This is a genomic window from Nocardioides currus (genome assembly GCF_003057875.1).
Classification (GTDB): domain Bacteria; phylum Actinomycetota; class Actinomycetes; order Propionibacteriales; family Nocardioidaceae; genus Nocardioides; species Nocardioides currus.
Map to the genome: position 1 here is coordinate 733,651 of NZ_PYXZ01000001.1, position 26,084 is coordinate 759,734.

General features: G+C 70.6%; 26 protein-coding genes and 1 tRNA gene. 16 read left to right on the forward strand and 11 right to left on the reverse strand.

Annotation, left to right across the window (positions count from 1 at the left end):
• The 3 genes from C7S10_RS03525 to C7S10_RS03535 are packed head-to-tail and all read right to left on the reverse strand — an operon-like array spanning position 1 to position 2,436.
• Positions 1 to 1,056: a phosphotransferase family protein gene (locus tag C7S10_RS03525; RefSeq protein WP_108342980.1), complete on the reverse strand. Its 1,056-nt coding sequence runs from the start codon at positions 1,054 to 1,056 to the stop codon at positions 1 to 3.
• Positions 1,049 to 1,834, reverse strand: a complete 786-nt coding sequence (locus C7S10_RS03530) for an SDR family NAD(P)-dependent oxidoreductase (protein ID WP_108342981.1) — start codon at positions 1,832 to 1,834, stop codon at positions 1,049 to 1,051. Before C7S10_RS03530 ends, C7S10_RS03525 begins: the two co-directional genes overlap by 8 nt.
• Positions 1,831 to 2,436 (reverse strand): TetR/AcrR family transcriptional regulator, encoded by a 606-nt coding sequence (locus C7S10_RS03535; protein ID WP_165807034.1) that lies wholly within the window; start codon positions 2,434 to 2,436, stop codon positions 1,831 to 1,833. The genes C7S10_RS03530 and C7S10_RS03535 overlap by 4 nt, the downstream gene beginning before the upstream one ends.
• Positions 2,437 to 2,739: 303 nt before the next feature.
• On the opposite strand from C7S10_RS03535, the gene C7S10_RS03540 reads away from it, so the two are divergent.
• The 15 genes from C7S10_RS03540 to C7S10_RS03610 all read left to right on the forward strand — a co-directional run bounded on the left by C7S10_RS03540 (position 2,740) and on the right by C7S10_RS03610 (position 16,642).
• On the forward strand, positions 2,740 to 3,903 hold the full coding sequence (locus C7S10_RS03540) for an ABC transporter substrate-binding protein (protein WP_165807035.1): 1,164 nt from the start codon (positions 2,740 to 2,742) through the stop codon (positions 3,901 to 3,903).
• Between the two features lie 145 nt (positions 3,904 to 4,048).
• Positions 4,049 to 5,230: an LLM class flavin-dependent oxidoreductase gene (locus tag C7S10_RS03545; RefSeq protein ID WP_108342984.1), complete on the forward strand. Its 1,182-nt coding sequence runs from the start codon at positions 4,049 to 4,051 to the stop codon at positions 5,228 to 5,230.
• A 78-nt stretch (positions 5,231 to 5,308) separates the two neighbouring features.
• Positions 5,309 to 6,100, forward strand: a complete 792-nt coding sequence (locus tag C7S10_RS03550) for an SDR family NAD(P)-dependent oxidoreductase (protein ID WP_108342985.1) — start codon at positions 5,309 to 5,311, stop codon at positions 6,098 to 6,100.
• Complete coding sequence (locus C7S10_RS03555) at positions 6,097 to 6,891, forward strand: alpha/beta fold hydrolase (protein ID WP_108342986.1); 795 nt, start codon at positions 6,097 to 6,099, stop codon at positions 6,889 to 6,891. The genes C7S10_RS03550 and C7S10_RS03555 overlap by 4 nt, the downstream gene beginning before the upstream one ends.
• A 13-nt stretch (positions 6,892 to 6,904) precedes the next feature.
• Positions 6,905 to 7,228, forward strand: a complete 324-nt coding sequence (locus C7S10_RS03560; RefSeq protein ID WP_108342987.1) for a hypothetical protein — start codon at positions 6,905 to 6,907, stop codon at positions 7,226 to 7,228.
• Positions 7,229 to 7,295: 67 nt separating this feature from the next.
• Positions 7,296 to 8,489, forward strand: coding sequence for a flavin reductase (locus C7S10_RS03565; RefSeq protein WP_207769210.1), 1,194 nt, complete (start codon positions 7,296 to 7,298; stop codon positions 8,487 to 8,489).
• The gene (locus C7S10_RS03570) at positions 8,486 to 9,319 is read left to right on the forward strand and encodes an SDR family NAD(P)-dependent oxidoreductase (RefSeq protein WP_108342989.1); all 834 of its coding nucleotides are present in this window, start codon (positions 8,486 to 8,488) and stop codon (positions 9,317 to 9,319) included. Before C7S10_RS03565 ends, C7S10_RS03570 begins: the two co-directional genes overlap by 4 nt.
• The gene (locus tag C7S10_RS03575) at positions 9,316 to 10,083 is read left to right on the forward strand and encodes an SDR family NAD(P)-dependent oxidoreductase (RefSeq protein WP_108342990.1); all 768 of its coding nucleotides are present in this window, start codon (positions 9,316 to 9,318) and stop codon (positions 10,081 to 10,083) included. Before C7S10_RS03570 ends, C7S10_RS03575 begins: the two co-directional genes overlap by 4 nt.
• Before the next feature lie 14 nt (positions 10,084 to 10,097).
• Complete coding sequence (locus tag C7S10_RS03580; RefSeq protein ID WP_108342991.1) at positions 10,098 to 11,243, forward strand: NADH:flavin oxidoreductase/NADH oxidase; 1,146 nt, start codon at positions 10,098 to 10,100, stop codon at positions 11,241 to 11,243.
• A 129-nt stretch (positions 11,244 to 11,372) separates the two neighbouring features.
• Complete coding sequence (locus tag C7S10_RS03585; RefSeq protein ID WP_108342992.1) at positions 11,373 to 12,245, forward strand: branched-chain amino acid ABC transporter permease; 873 nt, start codon at positions 11,373 to 11,375, stop codon at positions 12,243 to 12,245.
• Between the two features lie 2 nt (positions 12,246 to 12,247).
• Positions 12,248 to 13,297: a branched-chain amino acid ABC transporter permease gene (locus tag C7S10_RS03590; RefSeq protein WP_108342993.1), complete on the forward strand. Its 1,050-nt coding sequence runs from the start codon at positions 12,248 to 12,250 to the stop codon at positions 13,295 to 13,297.
• The gene (locus tag C7S10_RS03595; protein WP_207769211.1) at positions 13,294 to 14,121 is read left to right on the forward strand and encodes an ABC transporter ATP-binding protein; all 828 of its coding nucleotides are present in this window, start codon (positions 13,294 to 13,296) and stop codon (positions 14,119 to 14,121) included. Before C7S10_RS03590 ends, C7S10_RS03595 begins: the two co-directional genes overlap by 4 nt.
• Positions 14,118 to 14,822, forward strand: a complete 705-nt coding sequence (locus tag C7S10_RS03600; RefSeq protein ID WP_165807036.1) for an ABC transporter ATP-binding protein — start codon at positions 14,118 to 14,120, stop codon at positions 14,820 to 14,822. The genes C7S10_RS03595 and C7S10_RS03600 overlap by 4 nt, the downstream gene beginning before the upstream one ends.
• The gene (locus C7S10_RS03605; RefSeq protein WP_165807037.1) at positions 14,819 to 15,955 is read left to right on the forward strand and encodes an iron-containing alcohol dehydrogenase; all 1,137 of its coding nucleotides are present in this window, start codon (positions 14,819 to 14,821) and stop codon (positions 15,953 to 15,955) included. Before C7S10_RS03600 ends, C7S10_RS03605 begins: the two co-directional genes overlap by 4 nt.
• 78 nt (positions 15,956 to 16,033) lie before the next feature.
• Positions 16,034 to 16,642: a TetR/AcrR family transcriptional regulator gene (locus C7S10_RS03610; RefSeq protein WP_108342996.1), complete on the forward strand. Its 609-nt coding sequence runs from the start codon at positions 16,034 to 16,036 to the stop codon at positions 16,640 to 16,642.
• Here C7S10_RS03610 and C7S10_RS03615 read toward each other — a convergent pair.
• The 3 genes from C7S10_RS03615 to C7S10_RS03625 form a co-directional block, all read right to left on the reverse strand.
• Positions 16,639 to 17,640: an IS481 family transposase gene (locus C7S10_RS03615; RefSeq protein ID WP_108342997.1), complete on the reverse strand. Its 1,002-nt coding sequence runs from the start codon at positions 17,638 to 17,640 to the stop codon at positions 16,639 to 16,641. The genes C7S10_RS03610 and C7S10_RS03615 overlap by 4 nt on opposite strands.
• Before the next feature lie 129 nt (positions 17,641 to 17,769).
• The gene (locus C7S10_RS03620) at positions 17,770 to 19,287 is read right to left on the reverse strand and encodes a class I adenylate-forming enzyme family protein (protein WP_279303151.1); all 1,518 of its coding nucleotides are present in this window, start codon (positions 19,285 to 19,287) and stop codon (positions 17,770 to 17,772) included.
• A 174-nt stretch (positions 19,288 to 19,461) separates the two neighbouring features.
• The gene (locus C7S10_RS03625; RefSeq protein ID WP_108342999.1) at positions 19,462 to 20,394 is read right to left on the reverse strand and encodes an NADP-dependent oxidoreductase; all 933 of its coding nucleotides are present in this window, start codon (positions 20,392 to 20,394) and stop codon (positions 19,462 to 19,464) included.
• A gap of 66 nt (positions 20,395 to 20,460) precedes the next feature.
• On the opposite strand from C7S10_RS03625, the gene C7S10_RS03630 reads away from it, so the two are divergent.
• Positions 20,461 to 21,882 carry an MFS transporter gene (locus C7S10_RS03630; RefSeq protein WP_108343000.1) on the forward strand — a complete coding sequence of 474 codons (1,422 nt, stop codon included), beginning with the start codon at positions 20,461 to 20,463 and terminating at the stop codon, positions 21,880 to 21,882.
• A 63-nt stretch (positions 21,883 to 21,945) separates the two neighbouring features.
• Here the strand turns inward: C7S10_RS03630 and C7S10_RS03635 are convergent.
• The 5 genes from C7S10_RS03635 to tmk form a co-directional block, all read right to left on the reverse strand.
• Positions 21,946 to 22,021: transfer RNA gene (locus C7S10_RS03635), tRNA-Thr, on the reverse strand.
• Positions 22,022 to 22,098: 77 nt separating this feature from the next.
• Positions 22,099 to 22,668, reverse strand: a complete 570-nt coding sequence (locus C7S10_RS03640; protein WP_108343001.1) for a hypothetical protein — start codon at positions 22,666 to 22,668, stop codon at positions 22,099 to 22,101.
• Positions 22,669 to 22,684: 16 nt separating this feature from the next.
• On the reverse strand, positions 22,685 to 24,253 hold the full coding sequence (locus tag C7S10_RS03645) for an alpha/beta hydrolase (RefSeq protein ID WP_108343002.1): 1,569 nt from the start codon (positions 24,251 to 24,253) through the stop codon (positions 22,685 to 22,687).
• Positions 24,250 to 25,401: a DNA polymerase III subunit delta' gene (locus C7S10_RS03650; RefSeq protein ID WP_108343003.1), complete on the reverse strand. Its 1,152-nt coding sequence runs from the start codon at positions 25,399 to 25,401 to the stop codon at positions 24,250 to 24,252. The genes C7S10_RS03645 and C7S10_RS03650 overlap by 4 nt, the downstream gene beginning before the upstream one ends.
• Positions 25,398 to 26,033 (reverse strand): dTMP kinase, encoded by a 636-nt coding sequence (tmk, locus tag C7S10_RS03655; protein WP_108343308.1) that lies wholly within the window; start codon positions 26,031 to 26,033, stop codon positions 25,398 to 25,400. The genes C7S10_RS03650 and tmk overlap by 4 nt, the downstream gene beginning before the upstream one ends.
• Positions 26,034 to 26,084: the final 51 nt, after the last annotated feature.

Sequence of the window (26,084 nt, forward strand, 5' to 3'; positions counted from 1 at the left end):
TCACATCCCTTTCCGAAGGTGGTGGAGTCCTGCACGGGCGCACCTGAGCACCTCGCCGCGCAGGTCGCCGAAGTCCTGGCCCGCCATGGCGCCGCCCGCGACGCGTGCGGCGATGCCCTGCGCGATGACCGCGAACTTGAAGTGCGCGAACGCGAGGTAGAGGTCGAGGTCCTCGAGGTCCGTCCCCGACAGGGACGCGTAGTGCTCGGCCACCTCGGAACGGCCCATGAACCCGCCCAGGTCGGTGACGGCGGGGACGAAGGTCGGCTCCTCGCCCGGCTCACGCCAGTAGAAGAGGAGCATCGCCAGGTCGGTGAGCGGATCACCGAGCGTGGCCATCTCCCAGTCGAGCACCGCCACGACACGACCCGGGTCGGACGCAGCCATGACGCAGTTGTCCAGGCGGAAGTCGCCGTGCACCACCCCGACCCCCGGCCTGCGCGGCTCGCGAGCCGCCAGCCCGCGGGCGAGCTCGTCGACCTCGGCGACGACCGAGGTCCGCGATGCCTCCCACTGGCGCGTCCATCGAGCGACCTGTCGGGCCAGGAAGCCCTCGGGCCGTCCGAACGACCCGAGCCCCACCCCACCGGCGTCGACCGAGTGGAGGGTCGCCAGGGTCTCGACGAGCGCGACCGACGCACGCCGACGCTCGTCGGCGTTCTCTGCCCAGCCTGCCGGAAGCGTGTCGCGCACCACCACGCCCTCGGCCTTGGTCATGACGTAGCTCGGCACGCCCAGGAGGTCGCCGTCGAGGTCGGCCAGCACCACGCGTGGCACGGGCACCAGCGTGTCCGCCAGGGCCTGCTGCACGGTCACCTCGCGACGCATGTCGTGCGCGCTCGGCAGCAGGTCGCCCGTCGGGGGGCGCCTCAGCACGAGCTCCCCTGCACCACTGCGCAGCGCGAAGGTCAGGTTCGACTTGCCGCCGGCGATCAGGACGGCCTCGAGGTCGTTCCACCGCGCGTCGCCGGTGGCCTCGACCAGGCGCGGGCCCATCAGGTCGGGTCTCGTCAGGGCCGGGTCGGCCAGGTGCTCAGCCTCCGCCGTCTCAGTCATCGAGGTCGACGTGGTTGAAGTAGCCGGACGTCAGCCCCCCGTCCACGGGCAGGACCGCGCCCGTGACGTACGAGGCGGCCTCCGACAACAAGAACATGGCCACCCTCGCCTGCTCGTCCGGCAGCGACGGCCGGGCCATCGGGATGCGGACGAAGAACGTGTCACGCAGCATCTGTTCGCTGTTGGTGTTGCGCAGCAGCGGGGTGTCGACCACCCCGGGCGCAATCGCGTTCACCCGGACCCCGCGTCGGCCCCAGTCGATCGCGATCGACCGGACCAGCCCCAGGATCGCGTGCTTGGAGGCGGTGTAGTTGGCGCGGTGGGCGTGACCGCCCAGCGAGTTGGTGGAGCCGACCGTGACGATCGAGCCCGACCCCCGCTCGAGCATGCGCGCGCCCACGGCCCGGACGACGTTGAAGGTGCCGGTGACGTTGACGTCCATGACGGACGACCACTGGTCGTCCGTCATGTCCTCGGGCGGCGCCGGTCGGGAGATGCCCGCGCACGTGACCGCCCCGTGGACCGGCCCGAGCAACGACTCGACCTCGGCGACGACCGAGACCACGGCGTCGCGGTCACGGACGTCCACGGCGCGGGCGAGCGTGGGCGCCCCACTCCTGGAGAGCTCGGCGGCGGCTCGGTCGGCGGCCTCCCCGTCCACGTCGAGGATGGCGATCGCCATGCCCTGCCGGTGGGCGAGGTCGACCACCGCCCGTCCGATCCCGGACGCCCCTCCCGTCACGACGAGCACCTTGTCGGACAGGTCGAAGTCGATCACCGCGCATCCTCCCCGCTCAGCATTCCCCTCTGCAGGAGATCCCAGAAGCTCTCGGCGATCGTGCGGGAGTCGAGCGACCCGGACGGGTCGTACCACTGGTAGGTCCAGTTGGCCATCCCGAAGATGGCCATCGTGGTGATGGTCGGGTTGAGGTCGCGGAACTCGCCGGACGCGATCCCGTCCCGCACCATCCGGCCGACGAACTCGAAGTAGGCGGAGCGCTTGTGGTCGATCTCGGCGCGCCGCGACACCGGGAGCTCGCGGTAGTGCTCGAAGAACACCCGCACGTGGCCGTGGTGGGTGTCCATCAGCGACAAGATGTCGGCGACGTGCTCCTGGATCGCCTCCCCGGGTCGCAGCCCGGCGGCCTGGTGGGCCTCGTGCTGCGCGATGAGCAGGTCGATGAACTCCTCGTGGATCGACGACAGGATCTCGTCCTTGCTCCGGAAGTAGTGGTACAACGTCGGCTTGGCCATCTCCATCGCCCGCGCGATCGAGTCCATGCTCGTGCTGCCGTAGCCGACCTCGTCGAAGAGGGCGGCGGCCTTGGAGATGATCTCCTGCCGCCGCAGGTCTGCCGGCGTGACCTCGACGGCCGTCATCGGCCCACCACCGGCACGACCGGTTGCACGTGAGTACGGATGGCTCCTCCTCCAGATCCCAGACCACAATCTCCGACCGTCCAGTCGGTTGGCCATACCGTAAGGCTCGTGTCAACCGGGGTCAACGACTCTCCGCAACTCCTTGACCTCGTCGAGTGACGCGCATTACAGTCCGGCGGCATCCCAACCGCCCGGTCGGTAGATGATTCATCTCGGGCCGACGCACCTTGGGCGATCCCTCAGTCGAAAGGCACGGACATGACCACGCACTCGACCCGGCGACACCGCGCTCGCCTCGTCACCATGACCTCACTGGTCGCGACGGCCGCACTCGCCCTGGCCGCCTGTGGCGGCGACTCAGGCGGCTCCGGAGGGTCGGACGACATCGTCGTCGGCGCGATGGTCGCCATGACGGGCCCCAACTCCAGCGAGGGCCAGACCAACATCAACGGCCAGCTGGCTCGATTCAACCAGGTCAACGAGGAGGGCGGAATCGACGGCCACGAGATCGTCCTCGAGATCGGCGACGACCAGCTCGATCCCGCGAAGGCCCCGGGCGTTGCACGCCAGCTGGTCGAGAGCGACGAGGTCCTCGCGATCCTCGGCGCCGGGTCGGCCGACTCCTACGCGGTCCTGCCTTACCTGGCGCAGAAGAAGGTGCTGGCCATCCCCGGCGGCGGTGCGACCTCCCTCATCACCGAGTCCCCGACGTCGTACCGCCAGGTGATCCCGGGCTACGACCTGCTGGCAGCAGCGTCGGTCAGGTACGCGGTCGAGGAGCTCGGCGCCGAGCGCGTCGCGATCGCCTACACCCCCGACGCCGTGGGCGAACCGACCCGTGACGGGGCCGAGGCGATGCTCGCGCAGTACGACCTGGAGCCGGTGGCCGAAGTCGAGTTCAGCGCCACGGCGACCAACGCCAGCTCGCAGGCCGCCAAGCTGAAGGCCGCCGACGCGGACTTCGTCGTCCTCATCCACACCCCTGCCGTCTCGACCGTGATGATCAAGGCCGCCGAGCAGATCGGGTTCAAGCCGACGTGGCTGTCGGCCTTCCCGCTGGCGCAGACGGCCGTGCCCGAGATCATGGGCAACGTCCTCGACGGACGCATCTTCTTCTCGACGCACAAGCCGATGCCCGACAGCGAGGACGCCGCGGACTTCAAGAAGTACTGCGACCAGATCGACGGGTGCGACTACACCAACGGCACCACGATGACCGGCTACCTGGCGGCGGACGCGTTCGTCGAGGCGGTCACCGCGGCGGTCGAGGCCAACGACGGCGAGGTCCCGAGCCCCGAGCAGGTCCTGGCCGCGACCGACGGCCTGAGCATCGACACCCCCGTGAACAAGGGGATCACGTGGACCTCGGACCAGTTCACGGGCGCGACCCAGGCCCAGATGATGGGGCTCAAGAACGGCGTGTACTCCTCCGTCGAGGACTTCCAGCCCCTGCCCGACCTGGGCTGAGGCGCGTCGGCGCCCGTTCCGGCCACCAGGACTCCGGAGCGGGCGCCGGCCATTGACGCGCACTACTTCGGCACTTACGCTCGCAATTCCCGACCGACTAGACGGTCGATCATAGACCCACCACCCTCGATCACTGGAGGCCCTCGTGACCTACTCCGGACCCGCACTTCGCTTCGGCGCCTTCCTCGGGCCGTACCACAAGCTGCCGCTCAACCCGACGCTCGCCATCGAGCGCGACCTCCAGCTCGTGGAGCACCTCGACCAGCTCGGCTTCCACGAGGCCTGGATCGGGGAGCACCACTCCGGCGGTGTCGAGACGGTGGCTTCGCCCGAGCTGTTCATCGCCGCTGCCGCCGAGCGCACCAAGCACATCAGGCTCGGCACCGGCGTCGCGTCCCTGCCGTACCACCAGCCGTTCATGCTCGCCGATCGCCTCGTGCAGCTCGACCACATGACCCGCGGGCGGATGATGTTCGGCGCCGGGCCCGGCCAGCTGCTCAAGGACGCCCGGATGATGGGGATCGACCCTGCGACCCAGCGGGACCGCATGGAGGAGGCCCTCAAGGTCATGCTCCGGCTCTTCGCCGGCGAGACCGTGACCCATCGCGCCGACTGGTTCACCCTCGAGGAGGCCGTGCTCCAGATGAGGCCCTACTCCGACTTCGAGGTCGCCGTCACCGGGGCCGTGTCCCCGTCCGGCCCGAAGCTCGCCGGTCGCCTGGGCACCAGCCTGTTGTCGCTGGCCGCGACGGACCCGGCGGGCATCGAGCGGCTCGCCGGACACTGGGACATCGTCGAGAGCGAGGCCGCCGCGCACGGTCACACGGTCGACCGCTCCACCTGGCGCCTCATGGGGCCGATGTTCATCGCGGAGACCGAGGAGCAGGCCATCAAGGACGTCGAGCACGGCATGCGGTGGCTGCTGGACTACCTCGCCCACATCACGCCGACGGCGCTCGGCTCCTACACCGACGTCCGCGAGCTGGTGAAGGTCGTCAACGACTCCGGCCGCGGAGTCGTCGGCACTCCCGAGATGGCGATCGAGCAGCTCCTGCGCCTCCACGAGAAGTCGGGTGGCTTCGGCACCTACCTCTTCCAGGCGTCGGACTACGCGAACTGGCCGGCCACCAAGCGCAGCTACGAGCTGTTCGCCGAGCAGGTCATCCCGTACTTCACCGGCCAGCTCGACCCGATGATGACCAGCTACCAGCAGGTGATCGACAGCGGCACGGAGGGCGCCGAGACGACCGCGCGCTCGCAGGCCGCCTCGGCCGAGAAGTACCAGGCGGAGAAGCAGCAGGCCGAGAAGGCCCACTCCGGCGTCTGACGAACCGGCGGGGCCCGTGGGAGGACGGGCCCCGCCGGTTCCACCTCGGCCCCCTCGTCCACATCTCCAGGAGGATTCATGAGTGACCTCGCAGGCCGCGTCGCGGTCGTGACCGGCGCCGGTGGCGGCATCGGGTCGGCAACGGCCCACGTCCTGGCCGCGGCGGGCGCCTCCGTGATGGTGGCCGACATCGCCGCCGACGCAGGCACGGCCACGGTCGACTCGATCAACGCCGCCGGCGGGTCGGCATCGTTCGCCCCCTTCGACGCGACGGACGCGGAGTCGGTGTCGCAGCTGATGGACCACGCCGTGTCGACCTACGGCCGGCTCGACCTCGTGCACAACAACGCGGCTGCCACGCACCTCTACGACGTCGATCGCGACCTCGAAGACCTCGAGCCCGGGGCGTGGGACGAGATCATGACGATCAACGCGCGCGGCGTGATGCTCGGCTGCCGCTTCGCGATCCCCCACCTCGTCCGGTCCGGCGGCGGAGCCATCGTCAACATGTCCTCGACGCGGGCGGCACTCGGCGCCGCGGACCTCGCCGCCTACGGCGCCTCGAAGGCCGCGGTCGACTCGCTCACCCGCTACGTCGCCACACAGTTCGGCTCCGCCGGGGTCCGGTGCAACGCCATCCAGCCCGGCTACATCGAGACCGCCCAGTCCCGCGCGCTGCACGGGGGCGGCGACGGACCCTCACCGCTGATGCGCCACATCCCGTCGGCGCGCCCCGGTCGGCCCGAGGACATCGCCCACCTCGTCCGGTTCCTCGCCTCCGACGACGGCGCCTACATCAACGGTCAGTCGATCAGGGTCGACGGCGGCATGCTGTCGCACCAGCCGTTCACCACCTTCGAGCAGCCATGACCAGCCCGTCGACGGGGTTCCTCGCGCGACCGGACGGGCCCCGCATCGCCTTCGACGACGTCGGGTCCGGTGCTCCTGCGATCCTGCTGAGCCACGGCCTCTTCATGAACAGGTCCATGTTCGAGCCGCAGGTCACCCACTTCCGCGACCGGCACCGTTGCATCGCGTGGGACGAGCGGTCGCACGGCGACACCGAGTGGACCGGGCCGTACTCCCTGTGGGACTCCGCTCGCGACCAGCTCGCCCTCATGGACCACCTCGACATCGACCGAGCCGTCCTCGTCGGCATGAGCCAGGGCGGACTGCTGTCACTGCGGACCGCCCTGCTGGCGCCGGAGCGCGTCCTCGGTCTCGTGATGCTCTCGAGCCAGGCCGGCACCATCAACCCGGAGTCCGGCGCCGCCTTCACGACGATGGCGGACACCTGGCAGGGCGGGCCGTCCCAGGACACCCTGGCGGCGATCGGCGGGAAGATCCTGGGCCCCGGCGTCGACGAGGACGTCTGGTTCGCCCATTGGCGAGGCATGCCCGCCCAGCACGTGCGGGACGCGGTCTCCGCCCTCACCAGCCGCGACGACCTCACCGACCGCCTCGGCGAGATCGCCTGTCCAACGCTCGTCGTCCACGGCAGCGCGGACGCCTCCACCGGGCTCGACCGCGCGCGGGCCGTGCACGACGGCGTTCCCGACAGCCGGGGGATGGTCGTCGTACCCGACGCTCCCCACGCGGCCAACCTCACCGACCCGCAGGCCGTGAACTCGGCCATCGACTCGTTCCTGGCACAGCTGTGACGACGGAGGGCCCATGAAGATCGAGATCGACCTCGGACGGCGGAGCGTGGAGGTGCTCGACCCCGAGGACTTCACGGACCTCCGCGCGCAGGCCACGGCCGCCGCCCCGGTCCCGGCGGAGGTCGACCTGGTCCTGAGAGCAGCGGGAGCAGGCAGGGCGGACGACACGCACGCGCACCTGTCACTCGCGTGGCTCGAGGGGGCGGCCGACGTCCACAGCCGCGGGACCGGCGACTCCTTCGCCCGCATGATCGCCTTCGCGACCGAGCACGGCTGGGTCGACCCGGCTGCGTCGACCGTTCGCGCACATCTCGTCTGGTCGCCCCCGGTGGGCTGACCCCACGCACCTGACGAACCCGACCCGGGCCGACCACGACCACAGACCACGACCACAGAGGCTGCCAGTGAACACCGACGTCCCCTTCGACTCCGCCACCTACCGACAAGTGCTCGGCCACTTCCCCACGGGCGTGGCGGCGATCACCGCCATCACGACCGACGGCACCCCGACCGGCATGGCGGTGGGGTCCTTCACCTCCGTCTCGCTGGACCCTCCCCTGGTGGCGTTCCTGCCCGACAAGTCGTCGACGACGTTCCCCCTGATCCGGGAGAGCGGACGCTTCTGCGTCAACTTCCTCACGCACGAGCAGGAATGGATGTGCCGCACCTTCGCTACCAAGGGGGCCGACAAGTTCGCCGGGGTCACCTGGCGCCCGGCGAGCACCACCGGCTCGCCGGTCATCGATGACGCGCTCGGCTGGATCGACTGCGAGATCGGCGACATCCACGACGCCGGCGACCACTACATCGTCATCGGCGAGGTCAAGGACCTCGGTGTCTCCGGTCGGTCGATGCCGCTCGTCTTCTTCCAAGGGGGATTCGGGCACTTCTCGTCCCTGACCCTCTCGTCCGCCTTCGACACGCAGCTCCTGCGCGAGCTCAAGTTCGCCGAGGTCGCGCGCCCGTACGTCGAGGGGCTGGTCGAGGACCTCGACGTCGAATGCCTCGCGATGGTGCGGCAGGGCGAGGAGATGCTGACCCTCGCCAGCTGGGGCGGGAGCCGCGAACGACAGGTGCCGAGCCGCGTCGGGCAGCGCCAGCCGCTGCTGCCTCCGATGGGGGCCCTCCTCGTGGCGTGGAACGGACGTGAGACCATCGACTCCTGGCTGGACCTGGCGCGCGACGACGAGGAGGAGAAGGCCGTCCTGCGCTCCATCCTCGACCGGGTCCGGGACCGCGGCTGGTCCCTCGGTCTCGACTCGCCCGCCCAGCGGAGCTTCGCCGAGGCCGTGGCCAGGGTCGCGCCCGAGGGGCCGACCCCCGACCAGCGCCGCGAGATGGTGCGGATCGCCCAGACCATCATGACGATCGACTCCGAGCCCGAACGACTCCGACCGGGACACCTCAACAACGTCCGCAGCATCAGCGCTCCCGTGTTCGGGCCCAATGGCGGCGTCGAGATGATGCTCACGCTCTTCGGCTTCCGCGACATGACGACCGAGGAGATACACCAGCAGCGTGACCGCCTGCTCGCGACCGCCGACCAGGTGATCGCCGCGATCGGCGGCCGTCGGCCCGCCCCGGTGGCAGTCCGATGAGCCGGGGCGACGCCGACTGGCTTGGCCTCGACGGCACCACGGTCGTGATCACCGGCGCCGCCGGCGGCATCGGGGTGCGCCTGGCCGAGAGCTTCGTCGCGGTCGGAGCCTCGGTCGCGCTGCTGGACCGGGCGCAGGACGACGTGGACGCGCTCGCCGATCGACTCCGGTCGGGCGGGGCTCACGCCGTGGGCGTGGCGTGCGACGTCTCCGACGAGGCGTCGGTGGCCGCGTCCGCGGCCGAGGTGCTCGAGCGCATCGGACCCGCAGGCGTGCTGGTCAACAACGCTGCCGTGCTGCAGAGCGGACTGGCCACCACCATCCCCCTCGACGAGTGGAACTGGTTGCTCGGGATCAACCTCACCGGATACATGCTCTGCGCGCGGGAGTTCACCCAGCAGATGAAGTCGCTGGGTGGTGGGGCGCTGGTGCACACCGCATCGATCGGTGGACACATGCCGCAGGGATACGCCGGCGCCTACAGCGTCGCCAAGGCCGGCGTCCGGATGCTGTCGCAGGTGCTGGCGATCGAGCTGGGCGAGTTCGGGATCCGCAGCAACGTCGTCAGCCCGGCGATGCTCGTCACCCCCCTCAGCGAGGCGTTCTACCAGGACCCTGCGATGCGGGCAGCACGCGAGTCGATGGCGCCGATCGGCAGGATCGGCACCCCCCAGGACATCGCCGATGCCGCCGTCTGGCTGGCCAGCAGCCGCGCCGGCTACGTGAGCGGCGAGGAGATCCTGGTGGACGGGGCGCTGAGCAAGAACCAGCTCGCGACGTTGCCGCGGCCGGGATTCGACAAGGGCGACGCATTGGAGCGCGGCAGATGACGACCACGCTCGACCGCTTCCGGCTCGACGGGAGGACGGCGGTCGTCACGGGCGCAAGCTCCGGCCTCGGTGCAGGCTTCGCCAGGGCTTTGGCCCAGTCAGGCGCCAACATCGTGATCGGTGCGCGCCGCTGCGACCAGCTCCGAGTGACCGCCCGGGCGGTGGAGGAGGCGGGGGGCACGGTCCTGTGGCAGCACCTGGACGTGGCAGACCCGGGCTCGTGCGGCTCGCTGGCGTCTGCCGCGATGGACCGCTTCGGCTCGGTCGACGTGCTGGTCAACAACGCCGGCGTCGGCAGCGCCGTCCCAGCCCTGCGTGAGACTGCTGAGCAGTTCACGGCGGTCATGGACGTCAACCTCATGGGCAGCTACTGGATGGCACAGGCCTGCGCGCGTGTCATGAGGCCGGGCTCGAGCATCGTCAACATCGCCAGCGTGCTCGGGATCATCCCGTCCTACGCACCACAGGCGGCCTATGCCTCCAGCAAGGCCGGGGTCATCGGGCTGACGCGCGACCTCGCCCAGCAGTGGAGCCAGCGGAGGGGGATCCGCGTCAACGCGCTCGCGCCCGGCTACTTCGAGAGCGAGCTGACGGCGTCGGTCCCCCGCGACGACCTCCACCGCTTCATCGAGCGGCGAGGGATCATCCACCGCCTCGGCGAGCAGCACGAGCTCGACGCGGCCCTGCTGTTCCTGGCCAGCGACGCATCGTCCTACATCACCGGCATCACGCTGCCGGTCGATGGAGGAATGTCCACCCACTGACCCACGGAGAACCCATGCCCCACCTGTTCAGCGACCTCGCCATCCGGGGTACGAGGTTCAAGAACCGCATCGTCACCTCGCCGATGTGGCAGTACCGCGGAGCCGACGGCCACGTGACGGACTGGCACGTGATGCACCTCGGCAGGTTCGCCGAGGGGGGCGCCGGACTCGTCTTCCAGGAGGCGACCACGGTCGACGGTCTCGCGCGCGGCACCGAGGGCGACCTGGGGATCTGGGACGACGCGCACGTCCCCGGCCTGCGTCGCGTCGTCGACGTCATCCACGAGTCCGGGGCCCTGGCCGGGATCCAGCTGGGACACCCCGGTAGGAAGGCGCGCTCACCCCGCCCCTGGGAGCCGCCGTCGGCCCTGGGACCGGCGGACGACGATCCCGAGTGGCAGCTCCTGGCGCCCAGCGCGTCCCCCGACCACGACGACCGGCTCCCCTGGCGTGTCATGACGCTCGCCGACATCGAACGGGTCCGCCGCTGCTGGCGCGACGCCGTCGAGCGAGCCGACGCCGCGGGCTACGACGTGCTGGAGATCCATGGGGCGCACGGATACCTGCTGCACACATTTCTCTCCCCCGCCTCGAACACTCGCACCGACGACTACGGCGGCTCCTTCGACGCCCGGACCCGGCTCCTTCGCGAGGTGGTCGGCGATGCTCGAGCCGCGTGGCCCGACCACAAGCCGCTGTTCGTCCGCCTGTCCTGTGTCGACGGAGCGGGCTGGACGATCGACGACACGCTCAGGCTCGCGCGCGTCCTGGCCGACCTCGGTGTGGACGTCATCGACTGCTCCACCGGTGGCATCACGGGCTCCTCGCTCGACACGGGAGCACCGCCGTCCTACGGCTACCAGGTGCCGTACGCCGCAGCGATCCGTGAGGCCACGTCGATGCGCACCATGGCGGTCGGGCTGATCGTGCACCCGCGGCAGGCCGACCACATCGTCGGCTCCGGGCAAGCCGATCTCGTCGCGCTGGGCCGGGAGATGCTCTTAAACCCCAACTGGCCGATGGACGCAGCGCAGAAGCTCGGCGCGGACACCGGCTTCTCCTTCCACGGTCCTCACCTCTCGTACTGGCTGGCCCGCCGTCGGAGGTCGGTGGACGACCTGTTGCCGTCCACGTTCGGCGACCTCGACGACTGGCGCTGACGTGCGGCTCGACGCCCGTCGGATGCATCGGCACAGACGGTTGACACCGTGTGACGCGCGCCATACGGTTTCTCCCACCCGACCAGACGGTCGGGTCATCCCCACCACATCTCCCAGCACTGGAGAGTCATGGACCTGTTCCTGACCTGCATCGTCACCGGAGTGACGTTCGGCCTGATCTACGCCCTCGCCGGCGTCGGCCTCGTGACGATCTTCCGGACGTCCGGATACGTGAGCTTCGCCCAGGGCGACATCGCCGCGGTCGCGCTCTACATCGGCATCGCCGCCTACACCGCCGATGTCCCCTACCCGCTCATGGCACTGATCGTCGTCGGGGCAGCCGGTCTCATCGGCGGTCTCATCGGCGGCCTCATCGTGATCCCCCTCGAGCGACACGGGCTGCTGACGGCCGCGCTCGCGACCATCGGCGTCGGCCTGACGATCCAGGGCATCGAGAACGTCACCATCAACCCCGAACCGCGCGCCTTCCCCTCCGCGGGCAGCCGAGCGGCGTTCGACGTCGGGCCGGTGACCCTGAGCGTCGCGGACGTGACCGCCGCCGTGGTGTGCATCGGCCTCTTCATCGCGCTCGCCCTCTTCTTCCGGCTCTCGCGCACCGGTACGGCGATGCGTGCGGCCAACGACAACGCCGAGGCCGCGCGCCACATCGGGTTGAGCGCCTACCGGCTCAAGGGCCTGAGCTGGGTCCTGGGCGGCGCCCTTGCCGGCGTCTGTGGCTTGTTCGTCGCCCCCGCCTACTCCCTGAGCCCGACCAGCGTGAACGCCCTGCTCGTGTTCGGCTTCGCCACGGTCGTGCTCGGCGGCTTCGACAGCGTCCTCGGCGCACTGCTGTCCGGGCTCATCATCGGCATCTCGACCAACCTGATCGCCGCCTACGTCGCTCCGGGCGCCGTCAACTTCGGCATGTACGTCCTGCTTCTCGGCATGCTCCTCGTCCGCCCCTACGGCCTGCTCGGCCAGCGACCGCTCGAAAGGGTCTGACCATGGCGACCATCGTCTCCGAGCCCGACCACGCTCCCGCTCCCGACCGCGCCGTGCGCCTGCGCACGTCCGTCTTCACCGGGCGCGGTGCCCTCCTGCTCCCCCGCCACGTCACGCTGGTCGCCTTCGCGGTCGCGGTCCTGGTCATCGGGCTCACCGGGTCGGCGTCGACGCGCTACGGACTGATCCTGGCGACCGTCTACGCGATCGCGATCGTCGGGAACAACGCCATCGCCTCGACGCTCAACGAGATCAACCTGAGCACGACGGCCTTCCTCGCGCTCGGGTCGTACATCACGGCCAACGCCCTCGAGCGCGACCAGAACATCGTCGTGTCCCTGGTCCTCGCCGTGGTCGGGTGCGCGGTCGTCGGCTTCCTCGTGGCCATCCCCACCAGTCGACTGGGAGGCATCCAGACCGCACTCGTCACCTTCGCCCTCGCCTACTCGGTGCTCGACCTCGCCTCCTACCTCAAGGACATCACCGGCGGGGACAACGGCAAGTTCGTCTTCGTCGACACGACCATCGGCGACTCGGTCATCAGCGGATCCGAACCGGCCATGCTGATCGTCGCCGTGGCGTCGATGGTCCTGGTCGGGCTTGTCCACCTCAGGACACTGAACAGCCGCGCCGGTCGTATCGCCATCAGCGTGGGCGAGTCCGAGCAGGCCGCCGCGGTGTTCGGGATCCGCACCCGGCTGGTCAAGGTCCTGGTGTGGACCTACGCGTCGGCGATCTTCGGCTTCGCGGGCTTCCTGCTCGCGCTGACGGTCGGCTTCGTCGCCTCCTCGCAGTGGACGATCATGATCGCGATCCTCGTCTTCGTCGGCGGGCTGATCGGCGGGACACGGAGCGTCACGGGCGCGTGGATCGGCGGCATCGTCGTCGCCGGCATGCCGCTGTGGCTCCAGAACTTCATCCCGGCGAGCTCGACCACGATCGCGTTCGGCCTCGTCCTCCTCGTGGCCCTCCTCGCCGGAGGCAAGGGCCTGTCCGAGCTCGGGGAGCGACTCGCCATCAACGTGTACCTCCGACGGGAAGGCACCAAGTGAACGCACACGTGGAGACCGAGCCGGTCACGGCCCCACCACGCACCGACAGCTCCGGCGGCCTGGTGGCACAGGGCGTAACGATGCGCTTCGGCGGCAACACGGCTCTCGACGAGGTCGGCCTGACGTTGCCTCGCGGCGAGTGGACCGGACTGATCGGTCCCAACGGGTCCGGCAAGACGACCATGCTGAACGTGCTCAGCGGCATCTACGTGCCGCAGGCCGGGCGAACGACCCTCGACGGTGTGGGCATCGGCTCACTGAGACCCGGTCCGCGGAGCCGGCTGGGAGTCGTCCGGACGTTCCAGCACCCGCAGCTCGCGGAGAGCCTCACCATGTGGGAGAACGTCCTCCTCGGGGTCGACCTGCGTCGCAGTCGCGACCGGCGGGGCCGGGTCGCATCGGCCGAGGACCCCGTGGCGGTGGCGCGAAAGGTCGTGGACATCTTCGGGTTCACCGCGTACGCCGACCACGTCCCGTCCCAGGCGCCCTACGGCGTCCGGAAGATCGCCGAGATCGCCCGGGCCGTGGTCGCCTCGCCCAAGGTGCTGCTGCTCGACGAGCCCGCCGCAGGACTGAGCAGGGAGGAGCGTCGCGAGCTCATCGCCGCGCTGGCCGTCATCCGTGATGCGCGCCCCGACATGGCCGTGTGCCTGGTGGAGCACGACATCCGGCTCGTGGCCTCCGTGTGCCCCACCATCCAGGTCCTCAACTTCGGCAAGGTGCTCGCCTCGGGCACCTCGAGCGAGGTGCTCAAGGACCAGTCCGTCATCGAGGCCTACCTGGGGAAGTCCGCCGCCCGGCTCAACGAAGGGACCACAACGTGACCACGTTGTCCGTGATCGACCTCCAGGGCGGCTACCGCGAGTCGGTCCCGGTGTTCTCGGAGGTGGGCTTCGAGCTCGACCGCGGTGCGATCGGCGTGATCGGTCGCAACGGGGCCGGCAAGACCTGCCTCGCCCAGACCCTGTCCGGCGCCCTGACCACCACGAACGGTTCCATCCTGCTCGGCGGACGCGCCGTCGAGCACCTGTCGCCCCGGGCCCGCGTGAGCGCGGGGATCTCGCTCGTGCCGGAGGGCCGGCTCATCTTCGGCCAGCTGACCGTCCGCGAGAACCTCGAGGTGGCGGTCCACGCGGCCGGGCGAGGGGAGAAGCGGATCGCCGCGATGGAGGAGCAGTTCCCCATCCTGGGTCACAAGCGCTCGATGCGCGGCGCATCGCTCAGCGGCGGTGAGCAGCAGCTGCTCGCCATCGCGCGTGCCCTCGTGCAGGAGCCGACGGTCGTCATCCTCGACGAGCCCTCGCTGGGTCTGTCCCCGATCGCGGTGGACAACCTCACCGTCGCCCTGCGCCAGGTCCTCGACGAGGGCGAGGTCGCGATGGTCCTCATGGAGCAGAACGGCGAGCTCCTGACCGGCCTGTGCCACTCGGTCCTGCTGATGGACCAGGGGGCGATCACCGGGACCCTCGACATGGGCGATCCTGCCGACCAGGACAAGCTGTTCGAGAGCTACCTCGGGGTGTGAGGGCAGGAGTCGCCACCGCAGGCGCACGACGGGGTCCGCGGGTCGTCGTCGGGCCCGGCGCCCTGGGCCGCCTCGGAGACGAGCTCGAGCGCGTCGGCACGCACCGGCCCTTGGTCGTCTGCGGCCGGTCGACCGCGCGCGACACCGCCCTGATGGACGCCCTCGGGGCTGCCTTGCGCGGACGGGCCGTCGAGCTGGTGGATCACGTCCGACCCGACGTGCCCCTGGAGTCCGTGGAGCGGGTTGCGGACGCCGTCGTCAGCTCCGGTGCCGATGCGTTGGTGGCTGTCGGCGGAGGCGGAGCCATCACGACCGCTCGGGCCGCGAACATCGTGGCGCACGAGCGGTCCGGGCTCCTCGACCTGTCGACGCACATCGACGACGAGGGTCGTGTCACCAGCCCGCGCCTCACCGGGCGTCGGCTCCCCCAGGTCGTCGTCGCGACGACGCCCACGACGGCGGCGCCGAAGGCCGGCGCAGCGGTGACGGTGGACGGCCGTCGTCACGCGTTGTACGACCCGCGCACCCGGGCCGCCAGCGTGGTCGTCGACAGCACCGTCACCACGGGTGTGCCTCGTGACACAAGAACGGCCGCCGTGCTGAACGCCTACGTGATGGCTGTCGAAGGATGGATGTCCCCCCTGCACCACCCGCTGGTCGACGTCACGTTGAGAGGCGCCGTCGCCGAGCTGGCCGAGGCGCTCGCAGCGGCGCTGCGCGGCGAGCCGGGCACCGACGATCGACCGGTGATCGCCGCGGTCGCCGTGGGGGAGGCGACCGACGTGACCGGCGGTGGGATGACCGCGGCGCTCTCCCACACCATCGGTCCCCTCGTCGACGTACCCAACGGGATCCTCGACGCCTTGCTGCTGCCCCACGTCGTCGCGGCCTCCGGTCCCGCCCAACGCGACCGGCTCGACGACCTGAGCAGCACGCTGGGGGCGGACGTGCTCGACGTCGTGCGTCACGCCCTCACGACGGGGTCGAGGTCGACACGCCTGCGCGACGTCGGCCTGCCGGCCGACTCCGTCGCGGAGGTGGCCCGACGCGCCCTGGACGACGTCTCGGCCTGGACGGACCGCCATCCCGATCCCGGGGCCCACGCGCATCGCATCCTCGCCGCTGCGTGGTGAACGGCCGCACCCGACGGCGGCGTTAGGGTGGCGCGAGGCACGCGGACACCGTGCGTGGCGAGTCGGAGGAGACAGCAAGTGAATGAGCCCGCACGGCGCGGTCCCAAGTCCGCGGCGCCGCAGAAGCGCGCGGAGATCGTGGCGATCACGGCGAAGATGCTCAACGAGGAGCAAGGCGACCACGTCGTCAACATGAATGACATCGCGCAGGCCGCTGGCATCGCGAAGCCGACGCTCTACCACTACTTCAAGAGCAAGGAGGAGATCATCTTCTCCATCCACATGACGCTCTTCGAGCTCATGCGGGACCAGCTGGAGGAGCGCCTCGCGACGGAGTCGCAGCCGGAGGACCAGCTGCGCGGCGTATTCCGCGACATCTTCGCCCAGCTCCACAGCCACCCCGGCCACACGCGGGTCTTCCGGGAGTACTTCCGCCGACTCAGCCCCGAACGACAGAAGATCGTGCGTGAGCAGGAGGGCGAGTACGAGCGGTCCGTGCGCAAGATCCTCACGGACGGCGTGGAGCAAGGGGTGTTCAAGGACCTCGACCCGACGCTGGCGTCACTGGCACTGTTCGGCATGGCGTACTGGGCCTACGAGTGGTACAACCCGGACGGCCGGATCCCGGCGCAGGACCTCGCGGACCAGTTCTACACCTACTTCGTCTCCGGCATCGGCGCCCGCTAGGTGTAGTTCCCCGTGACGTTGTGAATGCGGTCGGCTGGGACGAGGCCTTCGATGCCGGTGTGGGGTCGGTGGTGATTGTAGAAGTGGAGCCAGTCGGCGTAGGTCGCGGCGCGTGCGGCGTCTGAGAGGTAGATCGCGGCGTAGGCCCACTCGGCGGCGAGGGTGCGGTTGAAGCGTTCGACCTTGCCGTTGGTCTGGGGGCGGTAGGGCCGGGTGCGGCGGTGCTTCACCTCCTCGCCGAGCGCGGCAGCGAAGGCGTGGGAGCGGTAGCAGGCGCCGTTGTCGGTCATCACGGCCTGCACGCTGATCCCGGCGTCGGCGAAGAACGCCTTGGCGCGCAGCCAGAACCCGGCGGCGGTCTCCTTGCGCTCGTCGGGCAGTTGTTCGGAGTAGGCCAGCCGGGAGTGGTCGTCGACGGCGTGGTGGAGGTACACGTAGCCGCGTGATGCGGGTGCCCCGGCACGGGCCGCACGGTCCGAGACCGACCCGGAGCGACGATCCTGGGCTGATCCGCGGCCGAAGGCCCGCCACCCGCCGCCGTCGGGGATCTTGCCGAGCTTCTTGATGTCGACGTGGACCAGGTCGCCAGGCTTGTCAGCTTCGTAGCGCACCGGTTTGGGCCGTCGGACGGGCAGACCGGTGGCCTGGTCGAGGTGGGCCAACAGCGGCATCGCGTAGCGGGCCAGCACCCGTCCGACCGTGGAACGCGGGACACCGAGGTGGAACGCGATGCGGTGCGGCCCCCAACGCCGGGTGTGGCGCAGCTTCACGATCCGGTGCTCAAGACTCAGGCTGCAGCGCCGCGGCGAGGTCTTGGGACGTGAGGGCCGGTCGGTCATCGGCTCACCTCGGCGGTAGCGGTTGGCCCACTTCGACACCGTGGCCGGCGAGACCTGGAACCGTTCAGCTGCACGCTGCACCGTCCAGTGCTGCTCGACGACCGCCACGGCCAGGCGGCGACGCCCTTCAGGTGTCAGCGGGGCATTAGCGTGGGTCATGAGGACCTCCAGTAGGCGGGTTGGTGTGGTAACCCCCTCCGTACTGGAGGTCCTCGCTATCCGTCTACCGTCCGGCGTTCACAACCTCTGTGGGAACTACAGCTAGGCGGACCTCCGCACGCGCCGCCCTCAGAGCATCTCGGAGCGACGCAGCTTCCCCGTCACGGTCCGGGGCAGGCGGTCGGCACGCACGGTCCACATCCGCGGGACCTTGAAGCCCGCGAGCTCGTGCTCGGCGTGGCGGCGCAGCGCCTCCCGGTCCAGCGTGGCCGGGTGGTCGCAGACGACGAATGCGTGCCCGACCTCGCCGAGCCGGCGATCGGGGACACCGATGACAGCCACCTCGATCACGCCCGGGAACGCCGCGATCACTCGCTCGACCTCGGCGGGATAGACGTTGAGCCCCCCGCTCACGATCATCTCCTTCGAGCGGCCCGAGACGTGGACGATGCCGGCGTCGTCGAGGTAGCCCCGGTCCCCCGTGTGCAGCCAGCCGTCGACGACGGCGGAGGTGCCGTCGAGGTAGGCGATCGACGTGGCGGGAGATCGGATCACGATCTCGCCGTGCTCCCCGACGGCCGCGTCTCCCCCGCCCGGTCGTGCGACCCGGATGTTCGCCGCCACTGTGCTCCACCCTGCGGCGCCGCCGCGGTCCACGACGTCGTCAGCGGGCAGGTGCAGCGCGACGCTCGGGAACTCCGAGACGCCGTAGCCGTGCCGGACGTCGACCGCCGGCAGCAGTCGCTGGAGCTCGCCGATCTCGGCGGGCGTGACCGGCTCTCCCCCGGAGAGGACGAGCCGGAGCGAGGTGAGGTCGTGGCGTTCGTGGACGCGTGACTCGAGGATCATCCGCAGCACCGACGGGGCGAACATGCCGGTCGTGACGTGGTGGCGTTCGACCAGGTCGGCGAGGTCGTCGGCGTCGAAGCCTCCCGTCGGCTTCAGCACGACCGTCCCTCGCCGCCAGATCGTGCCCAGGGTCAGGCAGTGCAGCCCGGCCGCCCAGCTGAGCGACGGAACGACCACGTGGGTGTCAGCTGAGGTGATCTCGAAGTCGACGACCTGGGCGAGGGTGTTGACCAGGACCGTGGCGTGCGTGTGCACGGCGCCCTTGGGGAACCCGGTCGTCCCCGAGGTGTACTGGAGCAGCGCCGTCTCCGAGCTCTCGACGACGGCTGCAGGAGCGTCGGCCTCGTCGACGACGAGGTCGTCGTACGCCACCGTCGTCCCGCCGCCGACCACGCCCTCCGGGTCACCGACGACGACGAGGAACTCCGGGCCCGCGCTCGTCGCCACCCCCGCGAGCAGGGACGTCTCGGTCACGAGCCAACGCGCGGCGGAGTCCGCGACGATGTGGGCGACCTCCCCTGGGCGGAGCAGGTAGTTGACCGGGACCAGGACGCCACCCATGTGAGCGGCGGCGAAGATCATCTCGAGGTACTCGACACGGTTCTTGAGGTAGAGGGCGATCACGTCGCCACGACGGAAGCCGCGTCGGTGCAGGCCGGTCGCCAGCCGCAGGACGCGGTCGGTCAGCTCGGCGTACGTCAGCCGCCGCTCCCCGGCTATCAGCGCCATGCGCGCTGGGTCGCGAGCACCGGCCGAGGGCGGGCGGAGCAGGATGTCGGCCAGGCCAAACAGGCTCACGGGGCACCGCCCGCAGTCGCCACGGGCCGTCGGACGAGGTCGGACGAGGTCGGACGATCCACCTCGGGCGTCTTCGCGGAGCGGCGCCCCGCGCGAACGTACCGGCTCATGCGGCCATTATCGGCCCCGCACCAACCGAGCGGTCGACCGCTTGCCCATTGGCGCACCCGGTGCTCAGAACGTCAGGACGTACCTGCCGCGCAATCCGCCCGTCTCGAGACGCCGGTGGGCCTCCGCCGCCTCATCGGACGGCAGGACGCCGGCGACACGCGGCGTCAGCACACCACGTTCCACCGCGTCGCGGACACGGTCCAGCCGGCCCGGCACGTGATACTCCTCGCGCACGGCCGACGCGTCGAAGGTGATGCCGCGCGTGGGCAGGCCGCGCCACCTCCGTACGGCTAGGTAGACCCCGCCGTCGCGCACCGCCCCGAGCGCCAGCTCGTGCAGGAGAGCAGCGTCGACGACGGCGTCCACACCAGCGGGCACCGCCTGCCTGACGGCATCCGCGACGTCATCTCCACGCCCGACGACGAGGTCTGCCCCGAGTCCCCGCACCAAGTCGACGTCGTGGGGCGACGCATCCGCCACGACCCACATCCGACGATCCTTCGCGAGCTGGATGACGTAGCCGCCCAGCTGCCCCGCGGCCCCGGTGATCGCGAGTGATCTCACGCCGCGGCGTTCGAGCTTCTCCACGATCTGCAGCGCGGTGAGGCCGTTCATCGGGAGCGTGGCTGCCGCGTGAAGGTCCAGTCCGCGCGGGACCGCGGCCACGGCGTCCGCCGGCGCGACAAGGCTCTCGACGTACGAACCGCCGTGCGAGGTCAACGGGTGCGCGAAGGCCATGACGCGGTCCCCGATGACCCACTGGCCCACGTGCTCGCCGACCTGGTCGACCACGCCCGCGGCATCCATGCCGGGGACGTGGGGCGCGGTGGCACCGTCGGTCGGGATCGCGCCCGCGCGCAACAGCGTGTCGACCGGGTTGACGGACGCCGCGCGCACCCTGATGCGCACCTCGCCGGGTCCGGCGTCGGGCGTGGGCAGCTCGTGTACACCGAGCTCCTCGGGCCCGCCGGGCCGCGTGATTCCGACAACTTTCACAAGACCCAGCCTCTCGCGTCTGACATCATTCGACCGTACGGTCGGTCGACAATCTTGAGGAGCGAGATGACGGAGTGTGCCGATGCCGAGGTCGAGGAGAACCGGCGGACCGGTCGGACCCCTCATCAGCTGACCTTCGCGATCCTGGCGGCGGGGGTCGCCTCGTTCTCCCTGAACCAGTCGCTGACCGTCCCCGTCCTGCCCCTCATCGCGGTCGAGCTCGACACCTCGCAGTCCGCCGCCACCTGGGTGATCACCGCCTACCTGCTGTCGTCGTCGGTCTTCACCCCGGTGCTGGGGCGCCTCGGTGACGCCGTGGGCAAGGACCGGGTCCTCGTGCTGGCCCTGGCCTGCCTCGCGACCGGATCCCTGGTCGCCGCCGTCGCGCCGAGCATCGAGGTCATGATCGGCGGTCGCGTGCTGACGGGGGTCGGCGGCGGCGTCCTGCCCCTGGCGTTCGGCATCATCCGCGACGAGTTTGCGCCCGAGCGCGTCGCCGCCGCAGCGGGCTTCGTCTCCTCGCTGCTGGGTGTCGGGTTCGGTGTCGGGCTCGTGCTGGCCGGCCCGATCGTCCACACCCTCGGCTTCCGCGGCCTGTTCTGGACCCCCTTCGCCGTCACCGCGGTCGCCACGATGGCGGCAGCCGCACTCGTCCCACCCTCTCCGGTGCGCGTCCCGGGACGAATCCCCCTCGCGCCGGCGATCTTGCTGGGCTCCTGGCTCCTGGCGTTGCTCGTCGCGATGAGTCGAGCCCCTCGGTGGGGATGGACGTCCCCGGCCGTGGTGGTCCTGCTACTGCTGGCGGGTGTGCTGGCGGCGTGCTGGATCGCTCTGGAGCTTCGCCAACCGGTGCCCCTCATCGACATGCAGATGATGCGACTCCGGGGCGTGTGGACCACCAACCTCGTGGCGCTCCTCGTGGGGTTCAGCATGTACGCCTTCTATGGGTTCCTGCCGCAGCTCATGCAGACCCCGGCCTCCACCGGCTACGGGCTCGGTGCCACCACGTCCGAGTCAGGCTTCCTGATCCTGCCCAACGCGGTCGCTACTTTCGTGTGCGGGATCGTCGCGGCGCCCCTGGCTGCACGTATCGGGGCGAAGACGGTCGTGGTCGCAGGTGGCCTGCTCGGCGCCACAGGCATGTCCACCCTGCTAGCGCTCCACGACCTACCGTGGCACTTCGTCGTGGTGAACAGCGTCGCCGGCCTGGGCATCGGGTTGGTGTTCGCCAGTCTGGCCCCGCTGATCCTGTCGACGGTCCCCGCGGAACAGTCCGGGGTCGCCAACGGCATGAACGCCAACATCCGCACGATCGGCGGCGCCATCGGTGCCGCCGTCATGTCGACGGTGGTGACAGCACAGCTCGCCGCCGACGGGCTCCCGCAGGAGACCAGCTACATGCGCGGGTTCGCGATCCTGTCGGTGGTCATGTTCGCCGCAGCCCTGGCCGGGACGACGATCCCTGCGCATCGGCGTCGTGCCGCGTGACCACGTCCTGAGATTGACTCCGGCCCCGGCCCGCATGGCTGCGGACCGGGGCCGGTGTCGTGGTGGAGCCGCCTGTCAGAATCGAACTGACGACCTAGTCATTACGAGTGACTCGCTCTACCGACTGAGCTAAGGCGGCGCGCTGCCCGGCGCGATCGAGACCAGCCGGGCAACTGCGCAAGGATAACGCGCCGGCGGCCGGCCCGAGAAATCGCGTCAGCAGCCGTCGCGGAGCAGGCCGGGTCGACGTCCTTTCGTGATCTCCATGAGGACGATCTCGGCGTCGCCCGAGGGGCGGCCGTCGGCGGCGTCGGCGTCCAGCCCGAAGCCGAGCCAGCGACGCTGGACGCGCAGGAAGTAGCCCCACTGGCCGTAGTCGTTGGTGCGCGGCCCGAGCAGGCGATCGCCGTACGCCGCCCTCAGGTCGTCGAGCGTGCTGCCGACCCGGATCCCCTTCGCGGTCCGGACGCGGTCGTCGAAGGCCCCGATCATCGCCACCTGTCCGGCGGTCTCGTCGTAGCCGGGGTAGACGTCGATCGAGCGGCGCCACGCCTTGACCGGCCAGATCTCCCGCGTCCCGCAGGACGTCTTCACGTCGAGCGCGAAGTAGCCGGACTCGGCGGCCGACTCCAGGGTGTCGCCGATGCGCACGGTGTCGAAGCGGCCGGGCGCGATGACGGCGACGACGTCCTCGGGCGACCCCTCCCGGGCCGAGGTCGGTGCGGGCAGCGCGGCCACCAGCGTGGCGGCGAGGGCAGCGGTCAGCGCGAGCACGAGCTTCTTCATGATGGTCCCCCGGTGATCAGCAGTCGGTCGGGTTGTCGGGCACGTCGCCGTCGAGGAGGTAGGACTCGATGGCGGTGTCGATGCACTCGTTGCCCGAGTTGTAGGCGGTGTGGCCGTCGCCGTCGCGGCGCAGCAGCACGCCGGAGTCGAGCTGGGCGGCCAGCGCCTCGGCCCACTTCATCGGTGTGGCGGGGTCGCGGGTGGTGCCGACGACCAGGATCGGAGCGGCGCCCTTGCCGTCGATCTCGATCGGCTTCTCGGTCGTCGTGGACAGCGAGCCACGGCACGAGGTGAGGGACCACGCGAAGATCGAGCCGAAGGTGGGCGACGCCTCCTCGAAGGCGGGCAGCTCGGACGCCACCTGGTCGAAGTCGATCGAGGACGGGTCGTCGAGGCAGTTGATGGCGAAGATCGCCTCGGAGCTGTTGTCGACGTATCCCTGCGGGCCGCGCGAGGAGTAGGTGTCGGCGAGGTCCATCAACGCCGAGCCGCTGCCGTCCAGCGCCGAGCGGAGCGCGGCGCTGAGCAGGAACCAGTAGTCGCGGTTGTAGAGCGGGGTGACGATGCCGTAGAAGGCGTTGCCGACCTGGAGCTCGCGGTCGCCGGCCGGCAGCGGGGAGCCGTCGACCTCGCCGAGCAGGTCGCTGATGGTGGCCATGCCCTCGTCGACGGAGTCGCCGAGGAAGCAGTTGTCGGTGGTGTCGAGGCAGTTCTGGACGTAGGAGCGCAGCGCCGTCTCGAAGCCGGCCGCCTGCTCGAGGCCGAGCTGGCGGTTGTCGAGCGAGACGTCCACGGCGCCGTCGAGGACGAGGCGGCCGACGCGCCTCGGGAACAGCTCGGCGTACGTCGCCCCGAGCTTGGTGCCGTAGGAGGCACCGAGGTAGGTCAGCGTCTTCTGCCCCAGCGCGGCGCGCAGCACGTCCATGTCACGGGCGGCCTCGATGGTGGAGACGTGGTCGACCAGGTCGCCGCTGAGCTCGGCGCACCCGCGGCCGAAGCCGGTGGTCATCTCGGCGTACTCCTGCTCCTCCTCGGGCGTGTCCGGGTTGGGGTCGGAGGAGAGGTAGACGTCGAGCTGGTCGTCGCTGAGGCAGTCGACGGGCGCGGACTCACCGGTGCCGCGCGGGTCGAAGCCGACGATGTCGAACGCCCGGAGCAGCGGCTCGCGGAACACGCGGCTGGCGGCCGCGGCGTAGTCGGTGCCGGGGGCGCCCGGGCCGCCGGGGTTGACCACCAGCGCGCCCTGGCTCTCGTCGCGCGCGGGCACCTTGAGCAGCGCCAGCTCGATCGTCTCGCCGTCCGGCTCGGCGTAGTCCAGGGGCACCTCGAGCTGCGCGCACTCGGCGTCGTCGTTGCACGACTCCCAGTCGAGCGACTGGGCGTAGAACGATTCGAGGCCCGGCTCGGGCGCGGCCGTGGTGTCGGCGTCGGGCTCCGGGCGCGGCGACGACGACGACGACGACGACGAGCGTGACGGCTCGCTGCTCGACGTGTCGTCGTCGTTGTCGTCGAACGCCGTGACGACGGCCCAGAACGTCGAGGCCAGCAACGCCACGACCACCAGCACGACCAGGACCTTCTTCATCGGCCCGCTCCCCCCGGCAGCCGCAGCGCCAGCATCATCGACTCGAGCGCCAGGAGTGGCGGCACGTTGAACTCCAGCATCTGCTCGCGGGCGGCGAAGATCGCGTCGATCATCCGCAGCAGCTCCTCCGGGGTCGTACGCCGCGCGACCTCCGCGACCTCGGCCCGCATCTCCTCGTTGACGAGCGCGCCGGGCGCGCCGACGGAGAAGGCGATGGCGTCGCGGTAGACCGAGGTCAGGTCCATCAGGCAGCGGTCGGCGACGTCGAGGACGCGGCGCTTGGCCCGCGTCTTCTGGTCCTTCTCCAACGCACCGAGCGCCGGGGCGTACTCCCGAGGGCGACGACCGCGCTCGACCACGCCGTACGCCGCGTCGAGGTCCTGCTTCTCACGCGCGTCGAGGTCGGAGGTGATCGCCTCGGCCTCCTCCTTCGCGATCTCGCTGACGTTGGTGGCGGCCTGCATGCACGAGCCGACGGAGGTCAGGCGGGCCGGGAGCTGCACGACCTGGCGGCGCCGCAGCCTGGTCTGCTCGTCACGGGCCAGCGCCCGTGCGCGCCCGATGTGGCCCTGACTGGCGCGCGCCGCAGCGGCCGCGAGCTCGGGACCGACCTCGAGGGTGCGGACGAGGAAGGCCGCGACGTCGTCGGCCGGCGGGGTCGTCAGCGTGACCAGCCGGCAGCGCGAGCGGATCGTGGGCAGCACGTCCTCCACGGTCGGCGCACACAGCAGCCAGACGGTGCGGGCGGTGGGCTCCTCGATCGCCTTGAGCAGCGCGTTGCACGCCTGCTCGGTGAGGCGGTCGGAGTCCTCGACGATCATGATCTGCCACCGGTCGCCGGCCGGCGCGAGACCGGCCCGGCGCACGAGGTCGCGGACCTCGTCGACACCGATGGAGAGCTTCTCGGTGCGCACGACCCGGACGTCGGCGTGGCTGCCCGACATCACGGTGTGGCAGGACTTGCAGTGCCCGCAGCCGGTGCCGGTCTCGCACTGGAGGGCGGCCGCGAAGGCGATCGCGGCGTTGGAACGGCCCGACCCGGGAGGGCCGGTGAACAGCCAGGCGTGCGTCATGCCGTCACCGCCGGCCGCCCGCATGAGGCCGGCGATCACCGGCCGCTGGCCGACGAGGTCGTCCCACACGCTCACGGCAGCAGCCCCTCGACCCGGGTGCGGATGGCCGCCGCGATCTCGTCCCGGTCGGCGCGGGCGTCGAGCACGAGGTAGTGCTCGGGGTCGGCGGCCGCCAGGTCGAGGAAGCCCTGCCGCACCCGCTGGTGGAACTCCAGCGACTCCCCCTCGATCCGGTCGCGCTCGGCGAAGCGGTCGAGCCCGGCGGACGGCTCGAGGTCGAGCAGGACGGTCAGGTTGGGGCGGAGGTCGGCGGTCGCCCAGCGGTTGACCTGCTCCACCTCGGCGACCACCAGGTCGCGGCCGGCGCCCTGGTAGGCCAGCGCGGAGTCGACGTAGCGGTCGGTGATCACGACCTCCCCGCGCGCCAGCGCCGGCAGGACGACGGTGTCGACGTGCTCGGCCTTGTCGGCGGCGTACAGCAACGCCTCGGTGCGGTGCGAGAGCTCACCCGTCGAGGGGCTGAGGACGATCTGGCGCAGGGCCTGGCCGACCTCGGTGTCGCCGGGCTCGAAGGTGAGGACGACCGTGCGGCCGGCCGACTCGAGGGTGTCCTTGAGCAGCCGCGACTGGGTCGACTTGCCCGCCCCCTCGCCGCCCTCGAAGCAGACGAACAGTCCGCTGGCGGCGTACACCCTCCCCTCGCTCACGCGCACACCCTACGGGCGGGCGGGGACACTAGACTCGCTCCCCGGGCCGAG